The organism is Helicobacter sp. 23-1044, from assembly GCF_053654695.1.
Window position 1 is genome coordinate 1 of record NZ_JBSIUQ010000004.1, and the last position, 21,119, is coordinate 21,119.

The 21,119-nt window shown below is 39.1% G+C and carries 32 protein-coding genes; 11 read left to right on the forward strand and 21 right to left on the reverse strand.

What is annotated here, in order from left to right:
* Positions 1–231 (reverse strand): hypothetical protein (locus ACWIUD_RS04610; protein WP_454147154.1); only part of this gene is annotated, 231 nt, incomplete at its 3' end.
* Between the two features lie 54 nt (positions 232–285).
* Here ACWIUD_RS04610 and ACWIUD_RS04615 point away from each other — a divergent pair.
* The gene (locus tag ACWIUD_RS04615) at positions 286–435 is read left to right on the forward strand and encodes a hypothetical protein (protein WP_454147156.1); all 150 of its coding nucleotides are present in this window, start codon (positions 286–288) and stop codon (positions 433–435) included.
* Positions 436–446: 11 nt separating this feature from the next.
* On the opposite strand, the gene ACWIUD_RS04620 is transcribed toward ACWIUD_RS04615, so the two are convergent.
* The 8 genes from ACWIUD_RS04620 to ACWIUD_RS04655 all read right to left on the reverse strand — a co-directional run bounded on the left by ACWIUD_RS04620 (position 447) and on the right by ACWIUD_RS04655 (position 5,804).
* Complete coding sequence (locus ACWIUD_RS04620) at positions 447–1,334, reverse strand: helix-turn-helix transcriptional regulator (RefSeq protein WP_454147158.1); 888 nt, start codon at positions 1,332–1,334, stop codon at positions 447–449.
* A gap of 290 nt (positions 1,335–1,624) precedes the next feature.
* Complete coding sequence (locus tag ACWIUD_RS04625) at positions 1,625–1,876, reverse strand: hypothetical protein (RefSeq protein WP_454147160.1); 252 nt, start codon at positions 1,874–1,876, stop codon at positions 1,625–1,627.
* Between the two features lie 131 nt (positions 1,877–2,007).
* Positions 2,008–2,439: a 50S ribosomal protein L19 gene (gene rplS, locus ACWIUD_RS04630; RefSeq protein WP_454147162.1), complete on the reverse strand. Its 432-nt coding sequence runs from the start codon at positions 2,437–2,439 to the stop codon at positions 2,008–2,010.
* A gap of 2 nt (positions 2,440–2,441) precedes the next feature.
* Entirely contained in the window at positions 2,442–3,131 is a 690-nt protein-coding gene (gene trmD, locus ACWIUD_RS04635; RefSeq protein WP_454147164.1) for a tRNA (guanosine(37)-N1)-methyltransferase TrmD, read from the reverse strand.
* Positions 3,132–3,944, reverse strand: coding sequence for a ribosome maturation factor RimM (locus ACWIUD_RS04640; protein WP_454147166.1), 813 nt, complete (start codon positions 3,942–3,944; stop codon positions 3,132–3,134).
* Complete coding sequence (locus ACWIUD_RS04645) at positions 3,917–4,159, reverse strand: KH domain-containing protein (protein WP_454133993.1); 243 nt, start codon at positions 4,157–4,159, stop codon at positions 3,917–3,919. The genes ACWIUD_RS04640 and ACWIUD_RS04645 overlap by 28 nt, the downstream gene beginning before the upstream one ends.
* A 15-nt stretch (positions 4,160–4,174) precedes the next feature.
* On the reverse strand, positions 4,175–4,399 hold the full coding sequence (rpsP, locus tag ACWIUD_RS04650; protein WP_454147168.1) for a 30S ribosomal protein S16: 225 nt from the start codon (positions 4,397–4,399) through the stop codon (positions 4,175–4,177).
* Positions 4,400–4,445: 46 nt separating this feature from the next.
* Positions 4,446–5,804 carry a signal recognition particle protein gene (locus tag ACWIUD_RS04655; protein ID WP_454147170.1) on the reverse strand — a complete coding sequence of 453 codons (1,359 nt, stop codon included), beginning with the start codon at positions 5,802–5,804 and terminating at the stop codon, positions 4,446–4,448.
* A gap of 139 nt (positions 5,805–5,943) precedes the next feature.
* Here ACWIUD_RS04655 and ACWIUD_RS04660 point away from each other — a divergent pair, with 139 nt between their 5' ends.
* Together ACWIUD_RS04660 and ACWIUD_RS04665 are read left to right on the forward strand one after the other, a co-directional pair.
* Complete coding sequence (locus tag ACWIUD_RS04660; protein ID WP_454147172.1) at positions 5,944–6,354, forward strand: Fur family transcriptional regulator; 411 nt, start codon at positions 5,944–5,946, stop codon at positions 6,352–6,354.
* Between the two features lie 10 nt (positions 6,355–6,364).
* The gene (locus tag ACWIUD_RS04665; RefSeq protein WP_454147174.1) at positions 6,365–6,664 is read left to right on the forward strand and encodes a hypothetical protein; all 300 of its coding nucleotides are present in this window, start codon (positions 6,365–6,367) and stop codon (positions 6,662–6,664) included.
* Between the two features lie 22 nt (positions 6,665–6,686).
* Here the strand turns inward: ACWIUD_RS04665 and ACWIUD_RS04670 are convergent, their stop codons facing one another.
* The 6 genes from ACWIUD_RS04670 to nadA are packed head-to-tail and all read right to left on the reverse strand — an operon-like array spanning position 6,687 to position 11,259.
* Entirely contained in the window at positions 6,687–6,833 is a 147-nt protein-coding gene (locus ACWIUD_RS04670) for a hypothetical protein (RefSeq protein ID WP_454147176.1), read from the reverse strand.
* The gene (gene folE / locus ACWIUD_RS04675) at positions 6,830–7,363 is read right to left on the reverse strand and encodes a GTP cyclohydrolase I FolE (protein ID WP_454147178.1); all 534 of its coding nucleotides are present in this window, start codon (positions 7,361–7,363) and stop codon (positions 6,830–6,832) included. Before folE ends, ACWIUD_RS04670 begins: the two co-directional genes overlap by 4 nt.
* The gene (gene htpX, locus ACWIUD_RS04680; RefSeq protein ID WP_454147180.1) at positions 7,360–8,289 is read right to left on the reverse strand and encodes a zinc metalloprotease HtpX; all 930 of its coding nucleotides are present in this window, start codon (positions 8,287–8,289) and stop codon (positions 7,360–7,362) included. Before htpX ends, folE begins: the two co-directional genes overlap by 4 nt.
* Position 8,290: 1 nt before the next feature.
* The gene (gene truD, locus ACWIUD_RS04685; protein ID WP_454147182.1) at positions 8,291–9,403 is read right to left on the reverse strand and encodes a tRNA pseudouridine(13) synthase TruD; all 1,113 of its coding nucleotides are present in this window, start codon (positions 9,401–9,403) and stop codon (positions 8,291–8,293) included.
* Between the two features lie 14 nt (positions 9,404–9,417).
* Positions 9,418–10,254: a carboxylating nicotinate-nucleotide diphosphorylase gene (nadC, locus tag ACWIUD_RS04690; RefSeq protein ID WP_454147184.1), complete on the reverse strand. Its 837-nt coding sequence runs from the start codon at positions 10,252–10,254 to the stop codon at positions 9,418–9,420.
* Positions 10,255–11,259: a quinolinate synthase NadA gene (gene nadA, locus ACWIUD_RS04695; protein WP_454147186.1), complete on the reverse strand. Its 1,005-nt coding sequence runs from the start codon at positions 11,257–11,259 to the stop codon at positions 10,255–10,257. It lies immediately after the preceding gene.
* 96 nt (positions 11,260–11,355) lie between these two features.
* Here nadA and ACWIUD_RS04700 point away from each other — a divergent pair, with 96 nt between their 5' ends.
* The 3 genes from ACWIUD_RS04700 to ACWIUD_RS04710 are packed head-to-tail and all read left to right on the forward strand — an operon-like array spanning position 11,356 to position 12,714.
* Positions 11,356–11,502, forward strand: a complete 147-nt coding sequence (locus tag ACWIUD_RS04700) for a hypothetical protein (RefSeq protein WP_454133977.1) — start codon at positions 11,356–11,358, stop codon at positions 11,500–11,502.
* The gene (locus tag ACWIUD_RS04705; protein WP_454147188.1) at positions 11,468–12,550 is read left to right on the forward strand and encodes a glycosyltransferase family 8 protein; all 1,083 of its coding nucleotides are present in this window, start codon (positions 11,468–11,470) and stop codon (positions 12,548–12,550) included. Before ACWIUD_RS04700 ends, ACWIUD_RS04705 begins: the two co-directional genes overlap by 35 nt.
* 2 nt (positions 12,551–12,552) lie before the next feature.
* Positions 12,553–12,714, forward strand: coding sequence for a hypothetical protein (locus ACWIUD_RS04710; protein ID WP_454147190.1), 162 nt, complete (start codon positions 12,553–12,555; stop codon positions 12,712–12,714).
* A gap of 75 nt (positions 12,715–12,789) precedes the next feature.
* On the opposite strand, the gene ACWIUD_RS04715 is transcribed toward ACWIUD_RS04710, so the two are convergent.
* From ACWIUD_RS04715 to ACWIUD_RS04725, 3 genes are read right to left on the reverse strand one after another with little or no spacing between them, the layout of a single operon-like run.
* Positions 12,790–13,056: a hypothetical protein gene (locus tag ACWIUD_RS04715; protein ID WP_454147192.1), complete on the reverse strand. Its 267-nt coding sequence runs from the start codon at positions 13,054–13,056 to the stop codon at positions 12,790–12,792.
* 56 nt (positions 13,057–13,112) lie between these two features.
* Positions 13,113–13,370, reverse strand: coding sequence for a hypothetical protein (locus ACWIUD_RS04720; protein ID WP_454147194.1), 258 nt, complete (start codon positions 13,368–13,370; stop codon positions 13,113–13,115).
* Positions 13,371–13,413: 43 nt separating this feature from the next.
* The gene (locus ACWIUD_RS04725) at positions 13,414–13,608 is read right to left on the reverse strand and encodes a hypothetical protein (RefSeq protein WP_454147196.1); all 195 of its coding nucleotides are present in this window, start codon (positions 13,606–13,608) and stop codon (positions 13,414–13,416) included.
* A gap of 438 nt (positions 13,609–14,046) precedes the next feature.
* On the opposite strand from ACWIUD_RS04725, the gene ACWIUD_RS04730 reads away from it, so the two are divergent.
* Positions 14,047–14,244, forward strand: coding sequence for a BspA family leucine-rich repeat surface protein (locus tag ACWIUD_RS04730; protein ID WP_454147440.1), 198 nt, complete (start codon positions 14,047–14,049; stop codon positions 14,242–14,244).
* Between the two features lie 4 nt (positions 14,245–14,248).
* Positions 14,249–15,061 (forward strand): metallophosphoesterase family protein, encoded by an 813-nt coding sequence (locus ACWIUD_RS04735; protein ID WP_454147198.1) that lies wholly within the window; start codon positions 14,249–14,251, stop codon positions 15,059–15,061.
* Positions 15,062–15,101: 40 nt separating this feature from the next.
* Here ACWIUD_RS04735 and ACWIUD_RS04740 read toward each other — a convergent pair whose 3' ends face one another.
* Both ACWIUD_RS04740 and ACWIUD_RS04745 read right to left on the reverse strand, forming a co-directional pair.
* Positions 15,102–15,332, reverse strand: coding sequence for a hypothetical protein (locus ACWIUD_RS04740; RefSeq protein WP_454147200.1), 231 nt, complete (start codon positions 15,330–15,332; stop codon positions 15,102–15,104).
* Between the two features lie 56 nt (positions 15,333–15,388).
* Entirely contained in the window at positions 15,389–17,509 is a 2,121-nt protein-coding gene (locus ACWIUD_RS04745) for an AAA family ATPase (protein WP_454147202.1), read from the reverse strand.
* 31 nt (positions 17,510–17,540) lie between these two features.
* Here ACWIUD_RS04745 and ACWIUD_RS04750 point away from each other — a divergent pair, with 31 nt between their 5' ends.
* Positions 17,541–17,732 (forward strand): hypothetical protein, encoded by a 192-nt coding sequence (locus tag ACWIUD_RS04750; protein WP_454147204.1) that lies wholly within the window; start codon positions 17,541–17,543, stop codon positions 17,730–17,732.
* A gap of 75 nt (positions 17,733–17,807) precedes the next feature.
* On the opposite strand, the gene ACWIUD_RS04755 is transcribed toward ACWIUD_RS04750, so the two are convergent.
* On the reverse strand, positions 17,808–18,311 hold the full coding sequence (locus ACWIUD_RS04755) for a hypothetical protein (protein ID WP_454147206.1): 504 nt from the start codon (positions 18,309–18,311) through the stop codon (positions 17,808–17,810).
* A gap of 165 nt (positions 18,312–18,476) precedes the next feature.
* Between ACWIUD_RS04755 and ACWIUD_RS04760 the strand changes: the two genes are divergently transcribed.
* Complete coding sequence (locus ACWIUD_RS04760) at positions 18,477–20,489, forward strand: exo-alpha-sialidase (RefSeq protein ID WP_454147208.1); 2,013 nt, start codon at positions 18,477–18,479, stop codon at positions 20,487–20,489.
* Positions 20,482–21,102, forward strand: coding sequence for a hypothetical protein (locus ACWIUD_RS04765; RefSeq protein WP_454147210.1), 621 nt, complete (start codon positions 20,482–20,484; stop codon positions 21,100–21,102). Before ACWIUD_RS04760 ends, ACWIUD_RS04765 begins: the two co-directional genes overlap by 8 nt.
* The last annotated feature ends 17 nt before the right edge of the window (positions 21,103–21,119 follow it).

Sequence of the window (21,119 nt, forward strand, 5' to 3'; positions counted from 1 at the left end):
TAAATTTTGCGGTTTTAAATCCGCCAAAAATTGCGTTTTTAAGTCGTTTGAGAAGTGGTAGAAGTCCCCGTGTGCCTTTAAAAATAGCGCGAAAGGCAAGTCGATTTTATAATGCAGTCCGCCGAATAAATTTAGATTTTTGACTGCCAAGTCTTTATCGTGCTTGTCGCGTAATGTGCCATAAGTTAGGGCGAAGTGTGCGCCAAATGTGTGAGATTCTGCGAGTGTCACGCTAAAAGCGGTGATGAAACCATAGTCAAATCCGCTTAATGCGTAGTTTCCTGCTTGTGCGAAAGAGTTGTGATTTATGAAGGGCGTGAAAATGAAGTGGTAGTTTTTCGCAGAATCTGCGGTAGATTCTGCGATTTTGGGGCGATTCGCAGAATCTACTATTTAGTTTCACGCAAATCTAAAATAACGCTTGATTCAAACTAGATTCTGCGATATTAGATAGAATTTACATATCCCGCGATTTCGGCTTTTAGCTCCTCATTTAGCCACTCTGGCTCTATTGCCCTAATGTGCGGGATATATTGATAGATTAGTGGCTTTATTTCCATAATGTGCGAGATTTCTAGCTCCAAAATCGCGCTACCGTCCTTTTGCGCTGTCAAAATCGCACCATTTATGCACTTGCGTTTGAAATATTTGGCGATTTCCGCGTCAATCAGCAGTCGCACCAAAAATGGCGGATTTAGGTTGAACCACGCGCTATGCGCATTTTTAAGCCGTTGCTCCACTTCATCGCTAATCGCAAATTTGCGCTCCAAAGCCACCAAATCGCGCATATCCTTAAAATAAAACTTCTTAAAAATATCGCTATCTGCGCTATCAAGCCCCAGCACATACCAAAATCCATCGAAATGCGCGAGTTTTATGGGTTTGATTTGATAGCTTTTGTCGTGGTAGGCGAATCCAAGCTCCACGCGCTCTAAAATCAGCTTTTCGATAAAGTCAAAATGCACCAAATCATCGTCCTCCAAACTCTCACTTTGCGCACTTATGTGAATGGGCTGGTCAAGTTGCTGTGTTAGCTTTGTAAGCAAGGGACGGGCTTTTAGATAAAAATCCGTGCCGTTATTTTTGGCGAGTTTGCTTAAAATGCCAAGTATGATTCGCTCATCGCTTTTTAGGGCGTCAGTAGCGCGTTTCTTATCAAGGTAAAGCAAATGCCCGACTTTATACGCGCCCAAATTGCGTAGCTCTGCAAAATCGCGCTGAATGGTTTTGGTGCTAACGCCAAACTCACGCGCCAAGTCGCTAGGGCTAATGCCGCTTGAATTTTTAAGGCGTTCGTAGAGTTGATTTATGCGCGTAGTGCGGGGAGAGTTCATAGTGCGAATCCTTAATTTTATGAAATTTAAAAATTAAGGATTATAGCGAAAAATTTGGATTGTGAAAAATTATATAAGCACTAAATTTGTCATATTTGCAATTTTTATATAACTTGCTCTAGTTATTTCAACTTATCATAGCACCATATCTAATAAGAATAATATTCCTAAATATACTAAAAATGCAATTGGACCACCAAATATAAGCACTATAATTCCTATTATGAAAAATATCATAATTTTACCCCCTCAAAATCAGCAACATAGCACAAACTAACTTTTTCATTGTGTTACTCGCTGATTGTTATTGTGGATTCAGTGCCACTAATATTTTGCAAATGTTTATCATTGAAAACTTTATATTTTTCAACGGGGCTATTGACATCTTCGATAAAACTTTGTTTTTCAAACTTTTTGGCAAAACTAAAAAGCCTATCAATATCTGTGCTATCGCCCTTAAAGCAAAATATATCAAAGTTTGTGTTAGAGTTATCGCTGATTATTCTGCTTAATCTACCAAGCATAGAAATATAACCACTCACGCTACTCGGCGTTCCGCCTTGTGCTAATATGGCTTTGGAGTTTGTCCTAAAATCCGTCCCCTCGCCACTACGCAGAAAATCTCTAAAATTTTCTTTTTGGCTAGGGATTTTTGTGTAGGTTATGGTTTGGGTTAGGCTATTCCCCCCCCCCCCTGTGTGGTTTCAGCAGATTCGGCAGACTTTTTCGCGCTATCTTTGTTTGTATCTTGTTTGCGAAGCTCTTTGATTCGTGCGGCTTTGCCTTTTCTATCTCTTAAATAGTAGAGTTTTGCACGGCGCACACTACCTTTGCGGACGACTTCGATTGAATCTAACCCTTCGCTATAAAGCGGAAAGGTTTTTTCCACGCCGACATTATTCGCGCCGATTTTGCGCACTCGAAAGCTCTTATTCACGCCACCGCCACGCACGGCAATGCAGATTCCCTCAAAATACTGAATCCTGCTTTTATCGCCCTCTTTGATGATAATGCCGACTTTTAGCGTATCTCCCGCCCTAAAATTAGGGACTTTTTTATCCTTAATCTGCGCTTTTTCAAACGCTTCGATATATTTATTTTGCATTGTTATGTCCTTTTATGCAGGTCTGGACGAAAATATTTCGTCTTTGCAACTGCTAATTTTTGTTTAAAAGTGCGAATTTTACTATGATTTCCCTTTATATATTCTAAAGGAATGCTTAAATTTGCAATATTTTTTTCATTATTTATATTTTTTGTGAAAATGGGGGCTTCTAAAAGGTTCGATTCAAAGCTCTCACCCTGCAAAGATTCGGCATTGCCTAAAACTTGTGGAATATGGCGCGAAATGCAATCACAAAGCACCAAACTTGCAATCTCACCCCCAGTCAAAATATAATCGCCAATGCAAAAAACTTCATCGACAAACGCCTCAATCACGCGCTCATCAACGCCCTCATAACGCCCACAAATGAAAATTATATGGCTTTGATTTTGCGCCAAACGCTTCGCATCAAAACTACAAAAAGGCTTTGCCACAGGCGTAAGATAGATGATATGGCTTTGTGGCGTGGCGATTTCACGCAACGCACTCTCCAAAATATCAGCGCAAATCACAAGCCCCGCACCGCCACTTGCTTGATAATTATCGACTTTTTTGTGCTTGTCCGTGCTAAATGCGCGAAAATCGATGATTTCAATTTCGATGAGTTGCGAATCAATGGCGCGTTTTAAAATCGAATCGCTAAAATATCCGCTGATTAGGTTAGAAAAAAGCGTTAGAAATGTGAATCGCATTTACGAATTCTCCAAAATGCCTAGCGAATCTTGCGTGAAAATCGTATTTTTTGACTTGTCAGTTTGCAAAATGTAGCGCGAAATATATGGGATATAAAATTTTTTTGCCTTTATGTGCGGATATTTCGCGCAAATCTCGGCACTCACTGCCACAATCAAATAATCCACGCTACCGATTCGCTCAATGTCGCTCACAATGCCGATAGTCTCATCATTTTCAACCACGCACATACCGATGATTTCAAACCAAAAATGCTCATTTTCGCCAAGCGCACAATATTTTTGGCTCAACGATTCACTAGAATAAAGCAAAAGCGAAGTGAGATTTTTTGCATCATCAATGCTTTGAATTTCATCAAATGTCGCACTTTTTTTATGTGGATTGAAAGATTTTAGCGTAAGAAAAAAGCCGTCATTGCGAGACTTGACGCAGTCAAGTCGTGGCAATCCACAGGATTTACGAGCGAAGCGAAGTAACCATCCATTTTTCGATTCGTGGATTGCTTCGTTGTTTTCGCTTCGCTCAAACGCCCCGCAATGACGAGTGGTGGTTTGCTTTGTGTGCCGTGAATCGTGCGCCGTATCCCTTGCCAAAAACACATTGCCCTTTGTGAAAATTTCATCAAAATCGCTATAAATGATGAGCCGAATCTCGCCTTTTAGCCCAATGGTTTTGCCACATTTTGCCACCAAAATGCCAAAATCATCGGCGTTTAGATTGTGCGAATCACACAAATCGCCACTAGATTCGTGCGAATCCAAAGTCAAATTTGCATTAGATTCGCCTAAATCGCCTCGACAACGATTTTGCAACTCATTCCGTCCTTTGCCTTACACGCCGATACAAGCGTTTTTATGGAGCTTATCATTTTGCCTTGTTTGCCTATCAGTCGCCCGACATCTGCGCTACTTGCATAGATTGTGATATTGCGAATCTTATGTTGCGAATCGATACTCTCTTCTACCATAATCTGCTTTGGATTTAGGGCGATTTTTTGCGCGTAGGATTGAATAAAATCTTTAATCATTTTTCGCCACAAACCTTATTTTGTGATTTCTTTCACTCTATCGCTCATTTTCGCGCCCACTTTTACCCAATAAGAAAGTCTCTCTTTATCGACTTTTTTGAAGTCTGGGTTTAGCGGATTGTAGTAGCCGATAGATTCAATCCACCCGCCATCGCGCCTTTTTCTGCTATCTGTAACTACGATTTTATAAAAGGGCTTTTTTTTGCGCCCCGCACGAGTTAGTCTAATCACTGTTGCCATTTTTTCTCCTTAATATTTTTTAAAAAACGCGAATTATAGCAAAATTTTATCGCATTTTATTAAGATTCGCACCTTGAATCATATTCATAATGTTTTTTACGCCATTTGGGGAAGTCATCTGCTTTGCCATTTTTGCAGCCATATCAAACTGCTTTAAAGCGCGGTTTATGTCGCTGACTTCTAGCCCCGCGCCAAGTGCTATTCGCTTTCTGCGAGAGCCATTTAAAATGTCTGGATTTTCGCGCTCTTTTGGCGTCATCGAAGCTACCATCGCCTTTATGACTTTTATTTCGCGTGAATTGTCAATATCGACATTTTTTAGCGCATCGCCCATCGCGCCAAGTCCGGGCATCATCGAAATGAGCGACTTCATCGAACCCATTTTTTTGATATTTTCAAGTTGCGCCAAAAAATCGGTAAATGTGAAAGTGCCTTTTTTGATTTTTTTGGTGATTGCCTTTGCTTCTTTTTCATCGACTACGGCGGTGGTTTTTTCAATAAATCCTGCCACATCTCCCGCGCCCATAAGTCGCCCTACGATTCGCTCTGGTAGGAAAATATCCAAATCCGCCATTTTCTCGCCGCTGCCGATAAAGCGAATGGGGACGCCGATTTGCTTTGCGACTGAAAGCGCAATCCCGCCTTTTGTGTCGCTGTCAAATTTGCTTAAAATCACACCGCTTAAACCTATCTCTTTGTTGAATGTATCCGCACTCCGCACGGCGTCCTGTCCGCTCAAACTATCTAACACATAAAATGATTCATTTGCATTAACTTTGCTTTTAATCGCTTGTAATTCGCTCATCAAATCCTTGTCAATCGCCAAACGCCCCGCCGTGTCGATGATGACAACATCATAGAGTTTGGATTCGCCCATTTTCGCAGAATCTATTGCGATTTGAAGCACACTCGCAGAATCTGCGCTAGATTCTGCGTTTTGCGTGGATTCTGCGTTAAAAAAATCCACTTCGATTTCTTTTGCTAATTGTCGCAGTTGCTCAACCGCCGCTAATCTTTGCAAGTCGCAAGATACCAAAAGCACTTTTTTACCACGCAGTTTGAGATAGTTTGCAAGTTTCGCGCTACTTGTCGTTTTGCCACTGCCTTGAAGCCCTACCATAAGCACGATTGTAGGCGGTTTTGGCGCGTAAGTGAATCCATAAGTCCCGCTAAATACGCTATGAAGCGCGGATTCTAATGCGCTTTTAAAATTATCACGCCCGATTGCGCCCTTGCACTTGCCCTCAACCTGCGCGATGATTTCTTTTGCGACTTTGTGATAGACATCATTGCGAAGCAAAATCTTTTTTAGTTCATCCAAACTCCGCGCCAATGCCTTTTCATCATCTTGGAAGCGAATCTTGCTAACAATACCTTTAAACGAATTTGTAAGCGTATCAAACATTTTCTCCCCTTAAATTTGCGTTTAAAAAAGTGCAGATTCTACAATTTTTTTCAAAAATAAACAAATCGCCCCTTTGAAATACGATAAAAATTATTATATAATCCGCATTTTTTAAATCACAAATTTTTAAGGTAACATAATGAGTAGCGTAGATTTTACAAAAATATTAAAAGACAAACATCTCAAAGTAACCGCCCAGCGCGTGGCGATTTTAGATGAGATTTATAAAAACGGGCATTCAAGCGTAGATGATATTTATATGCTGATAAAAGAGCGCATACCGCGCGTTTCTCTTGCGACAATCTATAAAAATATCCTTTTAATGCAAAATGCCGAAGTTTTAAAAAGCATAAAAACGCCCACACAAAAGCAAAAATACGAGTTGAATAAAAATCCGCACATTCACCTGCATTGCAGAATCTGCGATAAATTAGAAGATTTCGATTTAGATATGAGCGATTTTCGCGCGTATTGCGAAGAAAAAAGCGGATATAGTAAGATTGATGATACGGCGGTGATTTTTAGCGGAGTGTGTAGGGCGTGTCAATAGTGGCATTATTTTGAAATTGCGGCGCTTTGGGCGACTTTATGGCAATTTAGATTCTGCGAAAGGCAACAAAAACGCAGAATCTAATGCAGATTTCGCAGAATCTCGCACGAAAAACGCAGAATCTGCGAGATTTTTCCGTCATTGCGAGTCCTTGCCTTTGGCAAGGGCGAAGCAATCCAAGATTCTGCGATTCGCACTTCATTTTGTCATTTTGAGCGAAGCGAAGAATCTCTATTTAGATTCTGCGATTCGCAGAATCTACCCACCCCTTAATCCCACGCGCGCATTTGAGAGGGGGGGGGAATTTTGAGATTCTGCATTTAAAAACAATTCTAGTATTTTTGCGGTGGAAGTTTTGTATTTTTAAAATTTTTTGGGTGTGAGACTAGACTAGCGGTCTGCGAACGCCCAAAAAATTTTAAAAGTGCGAAAGATGCACCCGAAGACGAATTGCCAAACCAAAAAACGCAGAATCTCAACTTATATGCGACATAAACTCCGCCCTACTTCTCGCGTCTTTCTTAAAAGTCCCGCGCACTGAGCTTGTCACAATTTTCGCATTTTTTTTGCCCTGCATTGCCATACAAAGATGTGTCGCTTCGATGGCAACCATCACGCCTTTGGGGTTTAGCGCACTCCAAATGCACTCTGTGATTTGCTCATTTAGTCGCTCTTGAATTTGCAATCGCCTTGCAAAAATTTCCACAACTTCCACAAGGTGCGAGATTCCCACGAGCTTTGAATCAGGCAAATACCCAATATTCACCTTTCCAAAAAATGGCAAGATATGATGCTCGCACATCGAATAAAACTCAATATCTTTTAAAATCACCATTTCATCGTAGTTTTCGGCATATTGCGTGGCGTTTAATAAATCTAGCGGGTTTTTTTTATATCCGCTGTATAAATATTCCCACGATTTTATTGCCCGTTCAGCCGTCTTTAAAAGTCCCTCCCTCGCAGAATCTTCGCCAATTTCCGCAAAAAACTCATCAAAAAATCGCTTCATTTGCTTAACGCCTTTATGCGATTTTGAATGCTTGGGTGCGTGCTAAAACTCTCTTTAAAATCAAAAATATACGCCGCCCTGCGAGTGGGATTGATATCGCCAAAATCGCTTGTAGCATAACTTTTGCTAATTTTTTGCAGCGCAGAAATCATCGGCGCGCTATCCTCCATCATATACGCCGCCCCGCTATCTGCCATATATTCACGCGAGCGACTTAAATACATTTGAAGCAAAATCGTAAAAATAGGCAAAATAAATTGTAGCACTAGCAAAATCATCCGCGCGGCATTTGCACCCGAATTGCGATTGCTACTAGCAAAGAGAAACACCCCATAATTTGCCACAAGAAGCATTACATTACTTAAAATACCCACGCTTAAAGTTAAGCGAATATCGCCGTGCCGAATGTGACTTAGCTCGTGTGCCATCACCGCCTTTATCTCATCGTGCGTGAGATTATCCACAAGTGCCGTTGTAAGCGCGATTATCGAGTTATTTTTATCCCACCCACTTGCAAAGGCATTCATATATTGCGCTTCCATCAAATACAATTCAGGGCGAAAGGGCGTTTTTGACGCTTTTAAAAGTTCATCCAAAATATCGCATAATTCCTGCTCTTTGCGGGATAAGACGCGATTTGGATTTATTAGTTTATGTTGATTTCCGCTAAGCATAATTTTTTTAAAATTTTTAATCATAACTGCGATAATAACAAGCGCGATTGCGCCCATAAATAGCGTAACAATGGGCATCTCTCTAAAAGATAGCAAATCGCTAAATCCTCCGCCAAGCGAATCTGCATCAATCCGCACAATATCCACAAGTAGCCCAATCACCGCAAATATCGCAATATAAGTCACCAAAACCAAATTTGTCTTTTTTTGATTTTGTTTTATGATTTTCTCAAATCGTCCCTTTACTCGCATTTTACCCCCTTTTTATCGCAGAATCTGCGCTAGATTCTGCGTTTTTACTCGCAAAATCCTTTGTGTTTTGCAGGATTTCCAAAAATATCGTCCCATAACTTCCCTTTGGTAGCGAAAAGTTGAATTCCCCTTGCGCGACTTCTTTTTTGTAGATAAAATTTAGATTCTGCGGGAAAACCCACGCCACTCGCCTATCGCCAATCTCATTTCGCAGAATCTCATCATAAAATGGCATTTCAAATTCTAGCGCAGAATCTATCGCTTTTAAAATCTTGCCTCCGTATAAAATGCCCGTTGGAGCGAGATTCTGCGAGGCAAACAAAGAGGCAGATTCTGCGTTTGCATAAAATAATTTCCCTTGTGAAAATCCGCGCATCACATCGCCTTTTAAAATCTTAAAAAAATGCGTTTGCTTTTGTGCTTCATTTAACTCGCTTTGCGGGATTTTGTAGCGATTTTTTGCTTCATTTGGCGCAAAACGCAGAATCTGGCAAAATTCAATGCGATTTTCCAACCACAAATTAAACAAATGACTTTGATACGCGCTAATTAGGAACTTTGCGGTTTTTTTATCTCGCAGTTTTATTTTGCCCTCCATCAACGCTTTTCCCTCCAAAAAATTATCGCCATTTTTGCCAAATCGCTGTTCTCCAAAGTAATTTGGCATTCCATTTTGAGCGATGATTTTGCAAACTTCGCTAATTTTTAGTGCGTTAATTTTATCTACTTTTTTGATGTGAATGTGAAATTTATTCCCCGCCAAATGCCCTAATTTAAGTTTATTTTTGTGAATCGCAGAATCTAAAATCTTTATATTTTCATTTGATAGATTCTGCGCTTTTGCCTCGAACTTTTTAGGAAGTGAAATGTATTGAATGGATAGCGCGTTTTTATCTTTTAACCCAGCGTAACCGATTTCAGCGCGTTTGATGCCTAAATGTTGGCTAAAAATATTTAGCATTTCGGGGGTGGAGAGATTTTTTTTGCGCACTTTTAGGATTAAATGCTCTCCACTTCCGCAAAACTCATAAAGCGGGATTTCCTCCACAATAAAGGTCTTTGGCGACTTTGCGAAGTGAAAATTTATCGGGGCGTGCGTTAGATAATTTAGCATTTATTTTACCTTTATTATTTCATTTTCAAACTCAAATCTATCCATTTTGCTTGATGAATTAGTGCGCCCACACTCACCGCATCAACGCCAAGTTTTGCGTATTGTGCGATATTTTGCTCTGTAATATTTCCACTTGCTTCTAACAAAATGTGCGGATATTTCTCATTGCGGATTTTGGCGACTTTTGACACAGATTCTGCGCTCATATTATCACACATTATTATATCCGCACCCGCATTCATCGCAGATTCGGCACTCTCTATGCTTTCGCATTCAACTTCGATTTTTGCAACCCACGAGATTTGCGCCCTTGCATTTGCGATAAACGCACCCAAATCCGCAATATGCGCGAGATTCGTATCCTTTAACATTAGGCAGTCATCAAGCCCGAACCTGTGATTTGTCCCCCCGCCGTTTCGCACGGAGTATTTTTCCATCTCACGCAACAATGGGCGTGTTTTTCGCGTATCTAAAATTTTTAGATTCGCACAATTTTCGCGCAAAATTGCTACGAATCTACCAGTATTTGTAGCGATTCCACTGCTATGCGCCAAAATATTTAGCCCCACGCGCTCACTTTGCAAAATGTTGATATAATTCCCGCGCAACTTCACAAGCACTTCGCCACGCTTAAAATGTTGCCCATCCGCCTTTAAAAACTCCGCATTGATTTTAAAAATCTCATACATCGCGTCTAAATAGATTTCGCCACTAAAAATCCCGCCCTCTTTTGCGATGATTTGTGCCTCTACCTTTTTATGTGCCAATTCGTGCGAAATGCACCGCTCAAACAAATCTCCACGCCCCAAATCCTCTGCGATGGCGGATTTCACAAAATCTTTGACATTCATTTATGACAACTCTAACATTTTTTCTAGCGACATTTTTGCGTATTTAATCGTCTCATCATTTTCGCAAATCTCATTATAGGGCATATCGTCCCTAAATGCGCTCATCACGGCATATAAATCCTCCAAAGTTGTCTCATTCATCGTAGGACAAAGCGGTTTGGTGGAGGATAGCACAAAAATATTTTCTTTGTTGCCGTTTCGTTTAGTTAGGCGATGAACCAAATTAAACTCCGTGCCAACGGCGACTTTTGCGCTCTGCTCTAAATCCGCTACAAACTTTATGATTTGGCTAGTAGAACCGACAAAATCACTCTTTGCTACCACCGCAGGGTCGCATTCTGGGTGCGTAGCAATCAAAATATCGCTAAATTTTTCGCGGTAGAAGTCAATGTCATCAGGTGTGAAAAGTTGATGAACCGAGCAAAATCCATCATAGCAGATTATGTGAGATTCGATTATCTCTGCGTCCGTGCATTTGCCTAACACACAGGCTTTTTTGCCGTTTTTGTGCGCCAAATTTAGTCCCAAGCACCTATCTGGCATAAAAAAAATTTTTTTATTTGTGGAAGTTGCGTAATCAAAGATTTTTGCGGCATTTGCGCTTGTGCAAACTACGCCACCCATTTTGCCGACTTTTGCCTTAACATCGGCGTTTGAGTTGATATAAGTCATAGGGAAAATATCCGTAATCCCAAAAGATTCGAGCTTTGCCACACTTTTATCAAAGTAGCTTGAATCTATCATTCGCGCCATCGAGCAGCACGCAAGGCGTGGCATAATCACGCGCTTTTGCGGAGCAAGCACCTTCACGCTTTGCCCCATAAAGCTAACGCCACAAAATACGATTAGATTTTGCTTTGCGCTACTTGCCTTTTTTGCAAGCTCCAAGCTATCGCCACAAAAATCAGCGATTGCCACAATCTCATCGCGCTGATAAAAATGCGCCACAATTAGCGCGTCTAGCTCATCTTTTAATCGCAGAATCTGCTTTTGTAAATCTTGCATTTAAGTGCCTTTGCTAAAAAAATTGGACGGATTTTACTTTGATTTTGTTTAAAATGCTACAATATGCGTTTTATTTTTTGAATTTAAGGATTGCAAATGAAAGATAATGCCTATCACATCGTGTTTTGTTGCGATGATAATTATGTAAAATATTGCGCAGTTTGTATGCAAAGCATTGTAGAATCTATCGCAGAATCTAGCGAAAAATTTGGCGAAAAATCAAATAGGGGGGGGGCAGAATAAGTTAGATTCTGCGAATGTGATAGATTCTGTAAAAAACGCAGAATCTAACGAAAAAACCACAAAAATCGTAGAATCTACCCCAAAATCGCAGAATCCACACGCAAAATCTTACCCAAATCTCCCGCTTCAATTTCATCTCATCACCGACACGATTTTGCCCCAAACAAAAGCAAAATTAAAAGCATTGGAGGCAAAACTCTCCAAAATCTACCCGCTTTTTATTAGCACCTATCATCTCTCGCAGGATTATTTTAAGGAACTTGGCGCGTGGGGCGTGAGTGGGGAGAATTATTGCGCGTATTTTCGCCTAAAAATGGGAGATTTATTACCGCAAAATATTTATTTTGCGCTGTATTTAGATAGCGATGTGATGTGTGCTAGCGATGTGCGCGAGATTTTTCACATAGATTTAGGTGGAAATGCCCTTGCGATGGCAAAAGATGCGATTATTTCTAATGGACTTGCAAATCGCGCGGATTTGTTTGACACGAAAAACTATTGCAATTCTGGCGTGATGCTAATTGATATGACAAAATATCGGGCAAAAAATATGGATGAGATTTTTGCACTAAAACTTTATGACCAAGATTTTTTGAATTATAAATTTAAGAGGCAAATTAAAATTTTACCATTTCGCTTTAACTTTGTGTGGATTGATTGGCGCAGACTTGATTTTGAAGGGCAAACCACACAAATATCACAGCAAGAATATCGCAATGGATTTTTTGTCCGCCCTAGTGCGTATTGCAAGAATGAGATAAAAGATGCAATGCAAAATCCGCTATTTATCCACTTCGCGGCGTCTTATAAACCTTGGGAAAAGGTAAATTGGAATATGGGGCATTTTAAAAAACCGCTTTTTGTAAAAAATCCTTTTGATGCGCTGTGGTGGCACAAGGCGAGAAAAACGCCATTTTACTTTGAGATTCTACGAAGTTATCAAAAATTATCACTTAAAACAAATCTTTATGCTTACAGCAAGGCATTTATGCCAAAAATCCTTTGGAATATTTTGCGTGGGATAAAAAAGCGAATTTGTAGAAATTAAAAGTGTTGCTAGATTCTGCGAATCTGCCTCGCAAACTCCACCCCATTTTCTCGCGCAAAAAAGTCGAAACGCAAATCACAACTTTTGATAAGCAAAAGTGTGATTGCAGTTTATGCGTGATTTTAAAAATATTTCTCTACGAAGTTTTGATATTGAAGCGATAAAATTTAACAGGACAAAATACATTTAAGTTAAGTAGAGCTATTAAATTATAGAAATAGCATAATTTGGACTTTGCGCTAATTGCATTGTTTGATTATGAATTGTTTTTCTTTGTCGTATTGCCATATACCATTATTTATTTTGCCGATGAATGGCGAAATAGAGGCTAGATTGTCGCCAAAAATTTTTATATAGTATTTTTCATTGATTTTAGAACATATTTTGCCATTTTCATAGTATGAAGTATAATGAATGATTGCGGGAGCATATTTGGAAAAATAAAAAGCGGGTTTTTGTGCGAGAATGCCAATAACATATAATATGGCAAATAAACCACAAAGCATAAAAGCTCCAAAATGAATCTTATTTTGAAAATCAAATTTTTTTATAATATAATTCTCTATGCCGCTAAGCCGCTAAATAGACTTTTTATAAATTCAATATCTTTGAGCGTAGAAAATACACAATATATCATCAAAATAAATGCCGAAATAGCCATAAACAAAATGATTGAAATACAAGTCACATAAAATATTGCAAAAAAATATATTGCCGTTGTATAGCTATCTGGCATAAAATTTACAATAGTTCTAATATGCTCTTTTGATAAAATTTCCGCTATTCCATAAAGAATATAAGAGAATGGCAAAATAGTCATAATGGACCTTATAATATTGTTTGCAATAATATTTTTAGCAACTCTATATAAAATCAGCTATTGATGGTATTAAAATAACTAAAAATCCCAATGATAACAGCGTATCTTTTTGCCATCCATCATCAATATTTAACGCAATAAATGCAATAATAAGCCCAATAAAATATAAATAATACAATGCTTTCTTGTGATAAAAATTTTTTAATTTATCATAATTTTTTTGAATAAAGTAATTCAAGATATACTCCATTTTGCATATTTAGTAATCATAATCTTGTTAGCAAAAAATATTCCAGCATATAATCAAAACAGTGATTTTAAAACTATTTGTGTAATGTATTTTTTTAAATTTAGATTTAGGACAAAATCAAACGGATTTCACCCTATCGCAAAAAAGATTTTTTGCGTAATTTTTAATTCTTCTGACATTCTTGCAGAGGTTTTATATACTGTAAATACTTGTTTTTGTTGTGCGTATAATATTCTATACTACATTTTAGATTGTTTGAGGTTAATTAAAAATACAATTTCACCATACAAAACAGACAAAATCTGAATTATGTTAAAACTTCATCGATGATTTTATTAAAAAAAAGGACAAAATGGCGAAATACAAACCAGCTGATATAGCAGAATTGCAGGATTTAGCAGAAAATGATAATATTTTAGCAAAGTTATAAGATTTAATAGAATGTTTTTAGACGCAAAGTCTTTTAATCAAAATTTGGATTCGTGGGATATTAGTAGCGCAAAGAGTTTTAGGCGAAGTTCATACAAGAAGCGCGAATTATATCGCCTAAAATCCCCATTTACTGATATGTTTAAAGATTCGGCGATGGAAAACAATCTACCAAAATGGTTTAAAAAGGCGTAGTTAAATGCACAATCCTACAATCTATCTCTTTGGCGATACGCACGGCATAGTGGATATTGAAAAAGTCTTTTTTATTGACGAATCTTACAAAAAAGGTGATTTTATCATAGTATGCGGGGATTTTGGTGTGCTGTGGAGCGATGAAATCGATAGCAACGAATCTATTTTGATGAGAGAATTTGCAAAGTTGCCTTGCACTCTGCTCTTTATTGACGGCAACCACGAGAATTTTAACCGCCTAAATAAACTCCCCAAACGCAAGAAATTTGGCGGAATCGTGGGCGAATATATCAAAGATAAATGTTATCATTTAAGGCGTGGGGAGATTTATCAAATCGCAGGGCGCAATATTTTCACAATGGGCGGGGCAAAAAGCATTGACATCGCCGAACGAGTGCGCGATATTTCGTGGTGGGATGGCGAAAATATCACGCAATCGCAAATGAAATATGCCCTGCAAAATTTGGCGCGATTCAAAGGGCAAATCGACATTGTCATCACTCACACTTGCCCAAAGTGCTTTTTGCCACACATTGACAAGCATTTGGGATTGGACTTTAAAATCGATGATGAAAATTGCGTGTGGTTGGAGATTTTGGCGCAAAAAATCGCGCTAAATCAAAGCGGAAAAATCGAGTGGTTTTTTGGGCATTGGCATAGTGATTTTGATTTTAAAGTTGAGATTGATTCGTGCGAATCTAGCGCGGATTTGCCAAAAGATTCGCCACAAACGCTAACCATAAATGCGCATTTATTGTATGAGGAAACTTACATTGTGGGGAGTGAGAGTGGCAGAGCGGAGATTGTGATAAGGTAAAATTTTCGTGCGAATCTAAAAGATACATAAAATCAATGACTTAAAATTGAATCGATAAATTATTTGCATTTAGATTCGCCAAAAGTAAGCGATTCGCAAGTGTTTCAAAAGTCTCATTAGTGGATTGCTTCGGGCTAAAGCCCTCGCAATGACGGGCAGAGGTATGTTTTATTGCTTCGTTGTTTTCGCTATCGCTCAAACTGCCTCGCAATGACAATAATCTCCACGCGAATCTAAACCCAAAAATCCACGCACCAAATTCACGCCCCAAAAGTGCAAATCCAAATCATAAATTCACGCCACAAAAGTGTGAATCTAAATACAATTTTATCTCAAAAATCCCACTCCACCATTTGCACCAAAAGCACTACCTTCGCGCAAATCTTTGACTTTGACTTCATCGCAAAGTCGCGCATAAAAATCACGCGCATTTTTTATCGGGCTAAATTTATGCTGTCGTTTTACCGCAGCAAAGTCGCCCGGTGCTAGACATTCCAACCTTGCTACCAAATCTCTCACGCTAGATTCGCACTTCAATCCCAAAATCGCGCATTCTTTTTTAAATAGATTCACGCGTTGCGCACAATCTAACGCCCTAAATTCGACTTTTAAGTCAAACCTACGCAATGCGGCTTTGTCGATATTATCCATTAGATTCGTAGTAGCGATGAAAATCCCATTAAATTTTTCCATTTGCAAGAGCATTTCATTTACTTTTGTTTGCTCCCAGCTTTGACGCGCAAGTTTTCTATCACGCAAAAAGCTATCCACCTCATCAAAGACAAGCACGGCTTTTTTGGCTTGTGCTTCTTTGAATGCGCGAGCGATATTTTTTTCGGTTTCACCCACCCACATTGACTCCAAATCGCTCACAGCTTTGATAATGCAAGGGCGTTTGAGCGTTTTTGCGATAAATTGCGCGTAGGCACTTTTGCCCGTCCCGCTTAATCCATAAAGGCAGATTCGCGCATTTGGATTCGCACTCAAACCATCTGCTATGTGCGAAATATCGCAATCCGCATTGATAAAATCCACCGAATAACTTTTTGGCAAATCGATTTTAGAATCCTTGCTTTTTTTGGATTTTTTTATAGGCTCGTGTCCTTGCGCTTTTAGCGTGTTATTGACTAACATTAAGAAATTTTTTGAAAAATCCCCTTGCAACACAGAGCTCACTTCATTTGCGCGATTTATGAGCGCGGGTGCGAGATTTGGCGATTTTTGCGCTAATTTCAAAGTCTTTTTGTCTAACTTTTCACCGCAGATTTTATTTAGCATTGCTTTGTGGACGCTCTTTTTGGGCGCATTCATCGCTACGACAAAGTCAAATCGGCGAATTAGCGCACTATCCACATTATAAATCTTATTTGTAATCCAAATAGTCGGCACGGGATTTGATTCGAGCATTTCATTAAAAAACGCTTTGTTTTTAAATCTACCTTTATCGCAGTTTAAAATGTCCTCCACTTCATCATAAAGCAAAATGTCTTTGTTTGCGTCCAAAAAGCGTTGCGCTAAAAGATATGAACCGATTCGCGCTTCGCCATCTTGGGCGTCTCCGTCGCTATCATTTACGCGGACTTTGAATAGATTTGCGCTGATATTTTTGGCGATGATTTTGGCAAATTCGCTTTTGCCCGTCCCCGGTGTCCCATAAAGCAAAATATTCACACCTTTTTTGCGCGAATCTTTGGCAAATCGCAAATAGCAAAGTAGCGAATCCAACTCTTTGATATGCGTGTAATCGCTTGAATCAAGCGTAGATTCACCGCAAGGGATAACAAAATTGCGCGTTAGCTCATTTTTGCTTCTATGCTCACTTAGCAAAATATTGATAAAATCCCCGCTTTCAAATTCCAACGCAAGGCTTATGGATTTGCGATAAGAGCGGATAATTTCAAGTTGTCGCAAAATACCCTCATCGCTAAGGGCATTTATAATCTTATCATAAGAAAATCCTAGCAACTGACTGATAATAAGCGCGGATTCACGGCGTCCTACATTACCAAACGCTTCCAAAAAATCCCTAAATTCTCTAACTTCTGTCGCAATCGCAGTGATATTCACCAAAGCAAACTCCGCATCATTTAAATGCAAAGTATCCGCTAAAATGTGCAAATTGTCATTTAGCGTTTTGTGAAAACCGATTTTTCCTTGCTTTTCTTTTTTTAATAGCGAATCCAACTCGACTTTGCAAAATGCAAGGATTTCATTTTTGTATTTTTCTTTGTTTTTGCTCTTTGCATAAGTCTCGTGCAAGGGGCAAATTTTGCGAAATCCCATAAAATCAGAGATTTCATCATAATCATAGGGCTGTCTAGCCATATAAGACATAAAACGCGTAAATCCATCTAACTCTACCAAAAATTTAAGCATATAAATTTTTGCTTTGCTTTTTAGGTAAAGCTGCTCATCGCTGATGATTTTTTGAACTTGATTTGTTCTCATTTTCAATCCCCTTTCAAAGTTAAAATTACAAATGAAATTACTCCATAAAAAATGGACAAAAAGTTGTCCTGCCGAATCGCTTTTTAGATTCGACTCTCAATCATTTTTTAGATTCAACTCTCAATCGCTTTTTAGATTCGACAGCAAAAATGCGCGAATCTTTGGCAAAAAATGCGAATCTTTTGCAAGATTTACCACCTCTCACACAAGCAAAGGCAATTAAATCTTGCACCGATTTGATAAGTAGCTAAATAGCACATTCAAGCCCTCCCCCATTCGGGGGAGTGGCGATTATGCTTTATATGAAATTTTCTAGCGATACATTTATCTTGTATAGCAAATCTTTGTTTGCGTTGATAGATTCAAACACTTTTGGCATAAATTCGCTAAACTCTTCGCACTCGACAATCCCAACAGAATCCATATAGACATAGTGTTCGCTTGATAGCGAAATCTTAAATCCTTTTTGGTGCAAATCGTTACTTGCTGATTGTAGCTTATCGCTCGTGTTTGCGCTTGAATCATCTGCTTTAAATAGCACGATTCCGCTCCACCAGCACTCATCAAAGTATCCCACAAGTATCCCAAAATGATACTTTGAATGCGCTTCAAAATGGATTGCTATGCAATCATCAACTCTTTGGACTTCGCACAAATAATCATCGCAAACCATTTCAATATCCCTTTGCATAAGCGATAGGCGAATGTCTGCTGTTAATTCTTCGATTTGCTCTAACGATTCATTTATACTAACTACGCTACTTTTTGTCATAATGACCTCCATAAAAATAATGTCAATCAAACAAAATGCTTGACTGCATCGGGATAATGCACTGCCTATAAATTTATACCTTTTATAATAAATATTTAAAAGTTTTGCGACAAATTTGCTAAAATTGCGGTTTTAAAAAATGCGAAGGGATTGAAAAAATTGCGAAATTTAATGCGAGTTTTAATGCGAAAAATAATGCGTGGTTTAAGTGGATTTGTGATTTTTATAGCGATTTTATGCGTGGCGATTGTAGTTTTTGTAAAGCAAAATACGCCAAAATATGTGCCTTTTATCGCAGAATCTAGCGCAGAATCTTGTCATTTTAAGCAAAGTGAAAAATCTCAAAATCTCGCAGAATCTAGCGTGAATTTATTTGAATCAAACGAAAAATCGCAGAATCTAGCAGAATTAAACGCAGAATCGCAGAATCTCGCACGGGGGGGGGCAGAATATAAAATAAAATCCAAATTAGATTTTGCGAAACGCACTTCACTTTGGCATTCTCATCGAAGCGATAGCGTAGCGAAGAATCTCAAAAAAAATAAAAGAAATTTTTCGCCTCAAAATGACAAAAATCTCGCAGAATCTCATCTCATCTTGCCAAATGCCACAAATAGTGCGCATAGCAGTTCGCTTTTAGACTTAGGCGAGAAAATAATGGCGGTGTATTTTGCCGGGAGCAAAGAGGGGGCGAGTGATGTGAAGATTATGGCGCATTTCATCGATAAGCAAACCTTGCAATCCTCCCCACAGCGCGCGATTTTGGACGCTAAAATGCTCTCAATAATGGCGCAAAAATTCATCAAAAAGCTAGGCAATCCCGTGATTTTTAGGGATAAAAATGGGCGCATTCATCTTTTTGTGGTGGGCGTTAGTCTCGGTGGGTGGGCGACTTCAAAGATTTATCATTTGCAATTTGGTGCTGATTTGGAGACGCTAGAATTTAGAAGTGAGCTAAAATTAGGACTTTTGGCAAATTTCTCGCATTTAGTGCGGACACCGCCCGTGTTGCTTAAAAATGGCGGATTTATGTTGCCACTTTATTATGAGCTTGGGGCGAAATATGCGCTAGTGGCGTTTTTTGATGAGAATGCGAATTTCACACACGCAAAGCGCATAAACGCGCTAAAAAATCAACTGCAACCAACGATTATCGCGCTAGATTCACGCAAATGTCTAGCATTTTTTCGCAATCACAAGGCACATAAAAATGCAAGTTTTTTGCAAGAGTGCGATGATTTTGGTGCAAAATGGAGTGCGCCAAGTGCAACAAACTTAATGGGGTGGGATGATTCGCCCGTGCTTGTGAGCTATAAAAATCCGCAAAATATTCGCAGAATCTTGCTTCTTTACAACGATGGCAAAATACTTGAAAATGGCGAGTGGCAGGGCAATTCTCGTGCGAGTTTGGGGCTGTATCTTTTGAGTGATTTTGCGAAATTTTCGCATTTGCAAAATATCGATAAAACGAAGCAATCTTATCCCCACGAAGTGAGCTATCCATCCGCACTCATCGACAAAAATCACCTTTTTATCGCCTACACGCACAATCGCAAAAATATAAAAATCAAGCGAATCAATTTGGCAGATTTGGAGAGAAAAATATCAGATTTTATGATTTTAGATTCTGCGAATCAAGTAAAAAACGCAGAATCTGCCACCATTTCGCAGAATCTAAACGCAGAATCTGCCCCAATTTCGTCATTGCGAGGCGCACGAAGCGAAGCGAGTGCAACAAAGCAATCCACAATAAATTTAGTTGCACGAAGTGCAACCAAAACTCGCCCGCTTCGTGGTGCAAAAAATCGGGAGCAAGGTTGCAGTAGTGCAACCGCCGATTTTTTGCTAGAAGCGGAAAAGCGAGGCACTCCCCCTAAAAGCGAAAAAGCGGCTGCTTTTTGGCGCGTAGGGGGAGCGGGGCGGGGGGTGCAGCCCTTTTTGCGAGAAAAAACAAGCGAATCTAATCCAAAAAACAGCGAAAATATCGCAGATTCTGCGAATGAAACAAAAAACGCAGAATCTAGTTTAAATTGTCATATTGAGCGAAGCGAAATATCTCAAAATAGAGATTTTTCGCCTACGGCTCAAAATGACAATTTTAATTTAGATTATTTGGATTGCCACGATTCTGCTTCGCAGAATCTCGCAATGACGGAGAATAAGGCAATTTATCCCATTTCAAGGGCATTAGGGGTGAAAAATGATTAGTATAAATTTATTATTTTTAAGTGCGTTTGTATTTTTAGGAAACGCCATTTTTAGGCGACACAACACCGCAAAATACGCCACCATCGCATCGCTAATGATTTTTATAAATCTACCCATATTTTTCGTGCTGTGGGATTTTTACTCACTTACAATGCTCTTTTTCTCGCTCTTTGGGGAAGCGAGCTTATTTTGCACCCTTTTATGTGCTACATTTATTTTGCAAAATCTAGCAAAAAATATCAGCGGATTTTGCGAGATTTGCGCGAAATTCTGTAATTGTGGATTTTGCGATTGTGGATTTTGCGATTTAAATAACGCCAAAATATCGCAAAATCTAATCATTTTCATTTTTTCACTCACACTATTTTTGGGGCAGTTGGATGTAATCGCATTTGATTTTTCGCGCAATCTAGCACCTTGCGCGGTTTTTATCGGCGCATTTATCATCGCACTTTATTTTGCAAATAAATTCACAGCCACACTCGCCCTTGTCGCGTTTCTCTTTGGTGGCGAAATTTTTGCGCTATTTGATGGATATTTGCTAATTTATAGTGGCTTTTATTGCGCGATTTGGGGGATAAAATCGCTAGATTCTGCGATTTGCAGAATCTAAACGCAGAATCGCAGAAT

Coding starts and splice junctions, on each gene's coding strand:
- ACWIUD_RS04620 (WP_454147158.1), bottom strand. CDS start 1,334: ATGAACTCTCCCCGCACTACGCGCATAAATCAACTCTACGAACGCCTT.
- rplS (WP_454147162.1), bottom strand. CDS start 2,439: ATGCAAAATAAATATATCGAAGCGTTTGAAAAAGCGCAGATTAAGGAT.
- trmD (WP_454147164.1), bottom strand. CDS start 3,131: ATGCGATTCACATTTCTAACGCTTTTTTCTAACCTAATCAGCGGATAT.
- ACWIUD_RS04645 (WP_454133993.1), bottom strand. CDS start 4,159: ATGATTAAAGATTTTATTCAATCCTACGCGCAAAAAATCGCCCTAAAT.
- rpsP (WP_454147168.1), bottom strand. CDS start 4,399: ATGGCAACAGTGATTAGACTAACTCGTGCGGGGCGCAAAAAAAAGCCC.
- ACWIUD_RS04655 (WP_454147170.1), bottom strand. CDS start 5,804: ATGTTTGATACGCTTACAAATTCGTTTAAAGGTATTGTTAGCAAGATT.
- ACWIUD_RS04660 (WP_454147172.1), top strand. CDS start 5,944: ATGAGTAGCGTAGATTTTACAAAAATATTAAAAGACAAACATCTCAAA.
- folE (WP_454147178.1), bottom strand. CDS start 7,363: ATGAAGCGATTTTTTGATGAGTTTTTTGCGGAAATTGGCGAAGATTCT.
- htpX (WP_454147180.1), bottom strand. CDS start 8,289: ATGCGAGTAAAGGGACGATTTGAGAAAATCATAAAACAAAATCAAAAA.
- truD (WP_454147182.1), bottom strand. CDS start 9,403: ATGCTAAATTATCTAACGCACGCCCCGATAAATTTTCACTTCGCAAAG.
- nadC (WP_454147184.1), bottom strand. CDS start 10,254: ATGAATGTCAAAGATTTTGTGAAATCCGCCATCGCAGAGGATTTGGGG.
- nadA (WP_454147186.1), bottom strand. CDS start 11,259: ATGCAAGATTTACAAAAGCAGATTCTGCGATTAAAAGATGAGCTAGAC.
- ACWIUD_RS04700 (WP_454133977.1), top strand. CDS start 11,356: ATGAAAGATAATGCCTATCACATCGTGTTTTGTTGCGATGATAATTAT.
- ACWIUD_RS04715 (WP_454147192.1), bottom strand. CDS start 13,056: ATGCTTTGTGGTTTATTTGCCATATTATATGTTATTGGCATTCTCGCA.
- ACWIUD_RS04720 (WP_454147194.1), bottom strand. CDS start 13,370: ATGACTATTTTGCCATTCTCTTATATTCTTTATGGAATAGCGGAAATT.
- ACWIUD_RS04735 (WP_454147198.1), top strand. CDS start 14,249: ATGCACAATCCTACAATCTATCTCTTTGGCGATACGCACGGCATAGTG.
- ACWIUD_RS04745 (WP_454147202.1), bottom strand. CDS start 17,509: ATGAGAACAAATCAAGTTCAAAAAATCATCAGCGATGAGCAGCTTTAC.
- ACWIUD_RS04750 (WP_454147204.1), top strand. CDS start 17,541: ATGAAATTACTCCATAAAAAATGGACAAAAAGTTGTCCTGCCGAATCG.
- ACWIUD_RS04760 (WP_454147208.1), top strand. CDS start 18,477: ATGCGTGGTTTAAGTGGATTTGTGATTTTTATAGCGATTTTATGCGTG.
- ACWIUD_RS04765 (WP_454147210.1), top strand. CDS start 20,482: ATGATTAGTATAAATTTATTATTTTTAAGTGCGTTTGTATTTTTAGGA.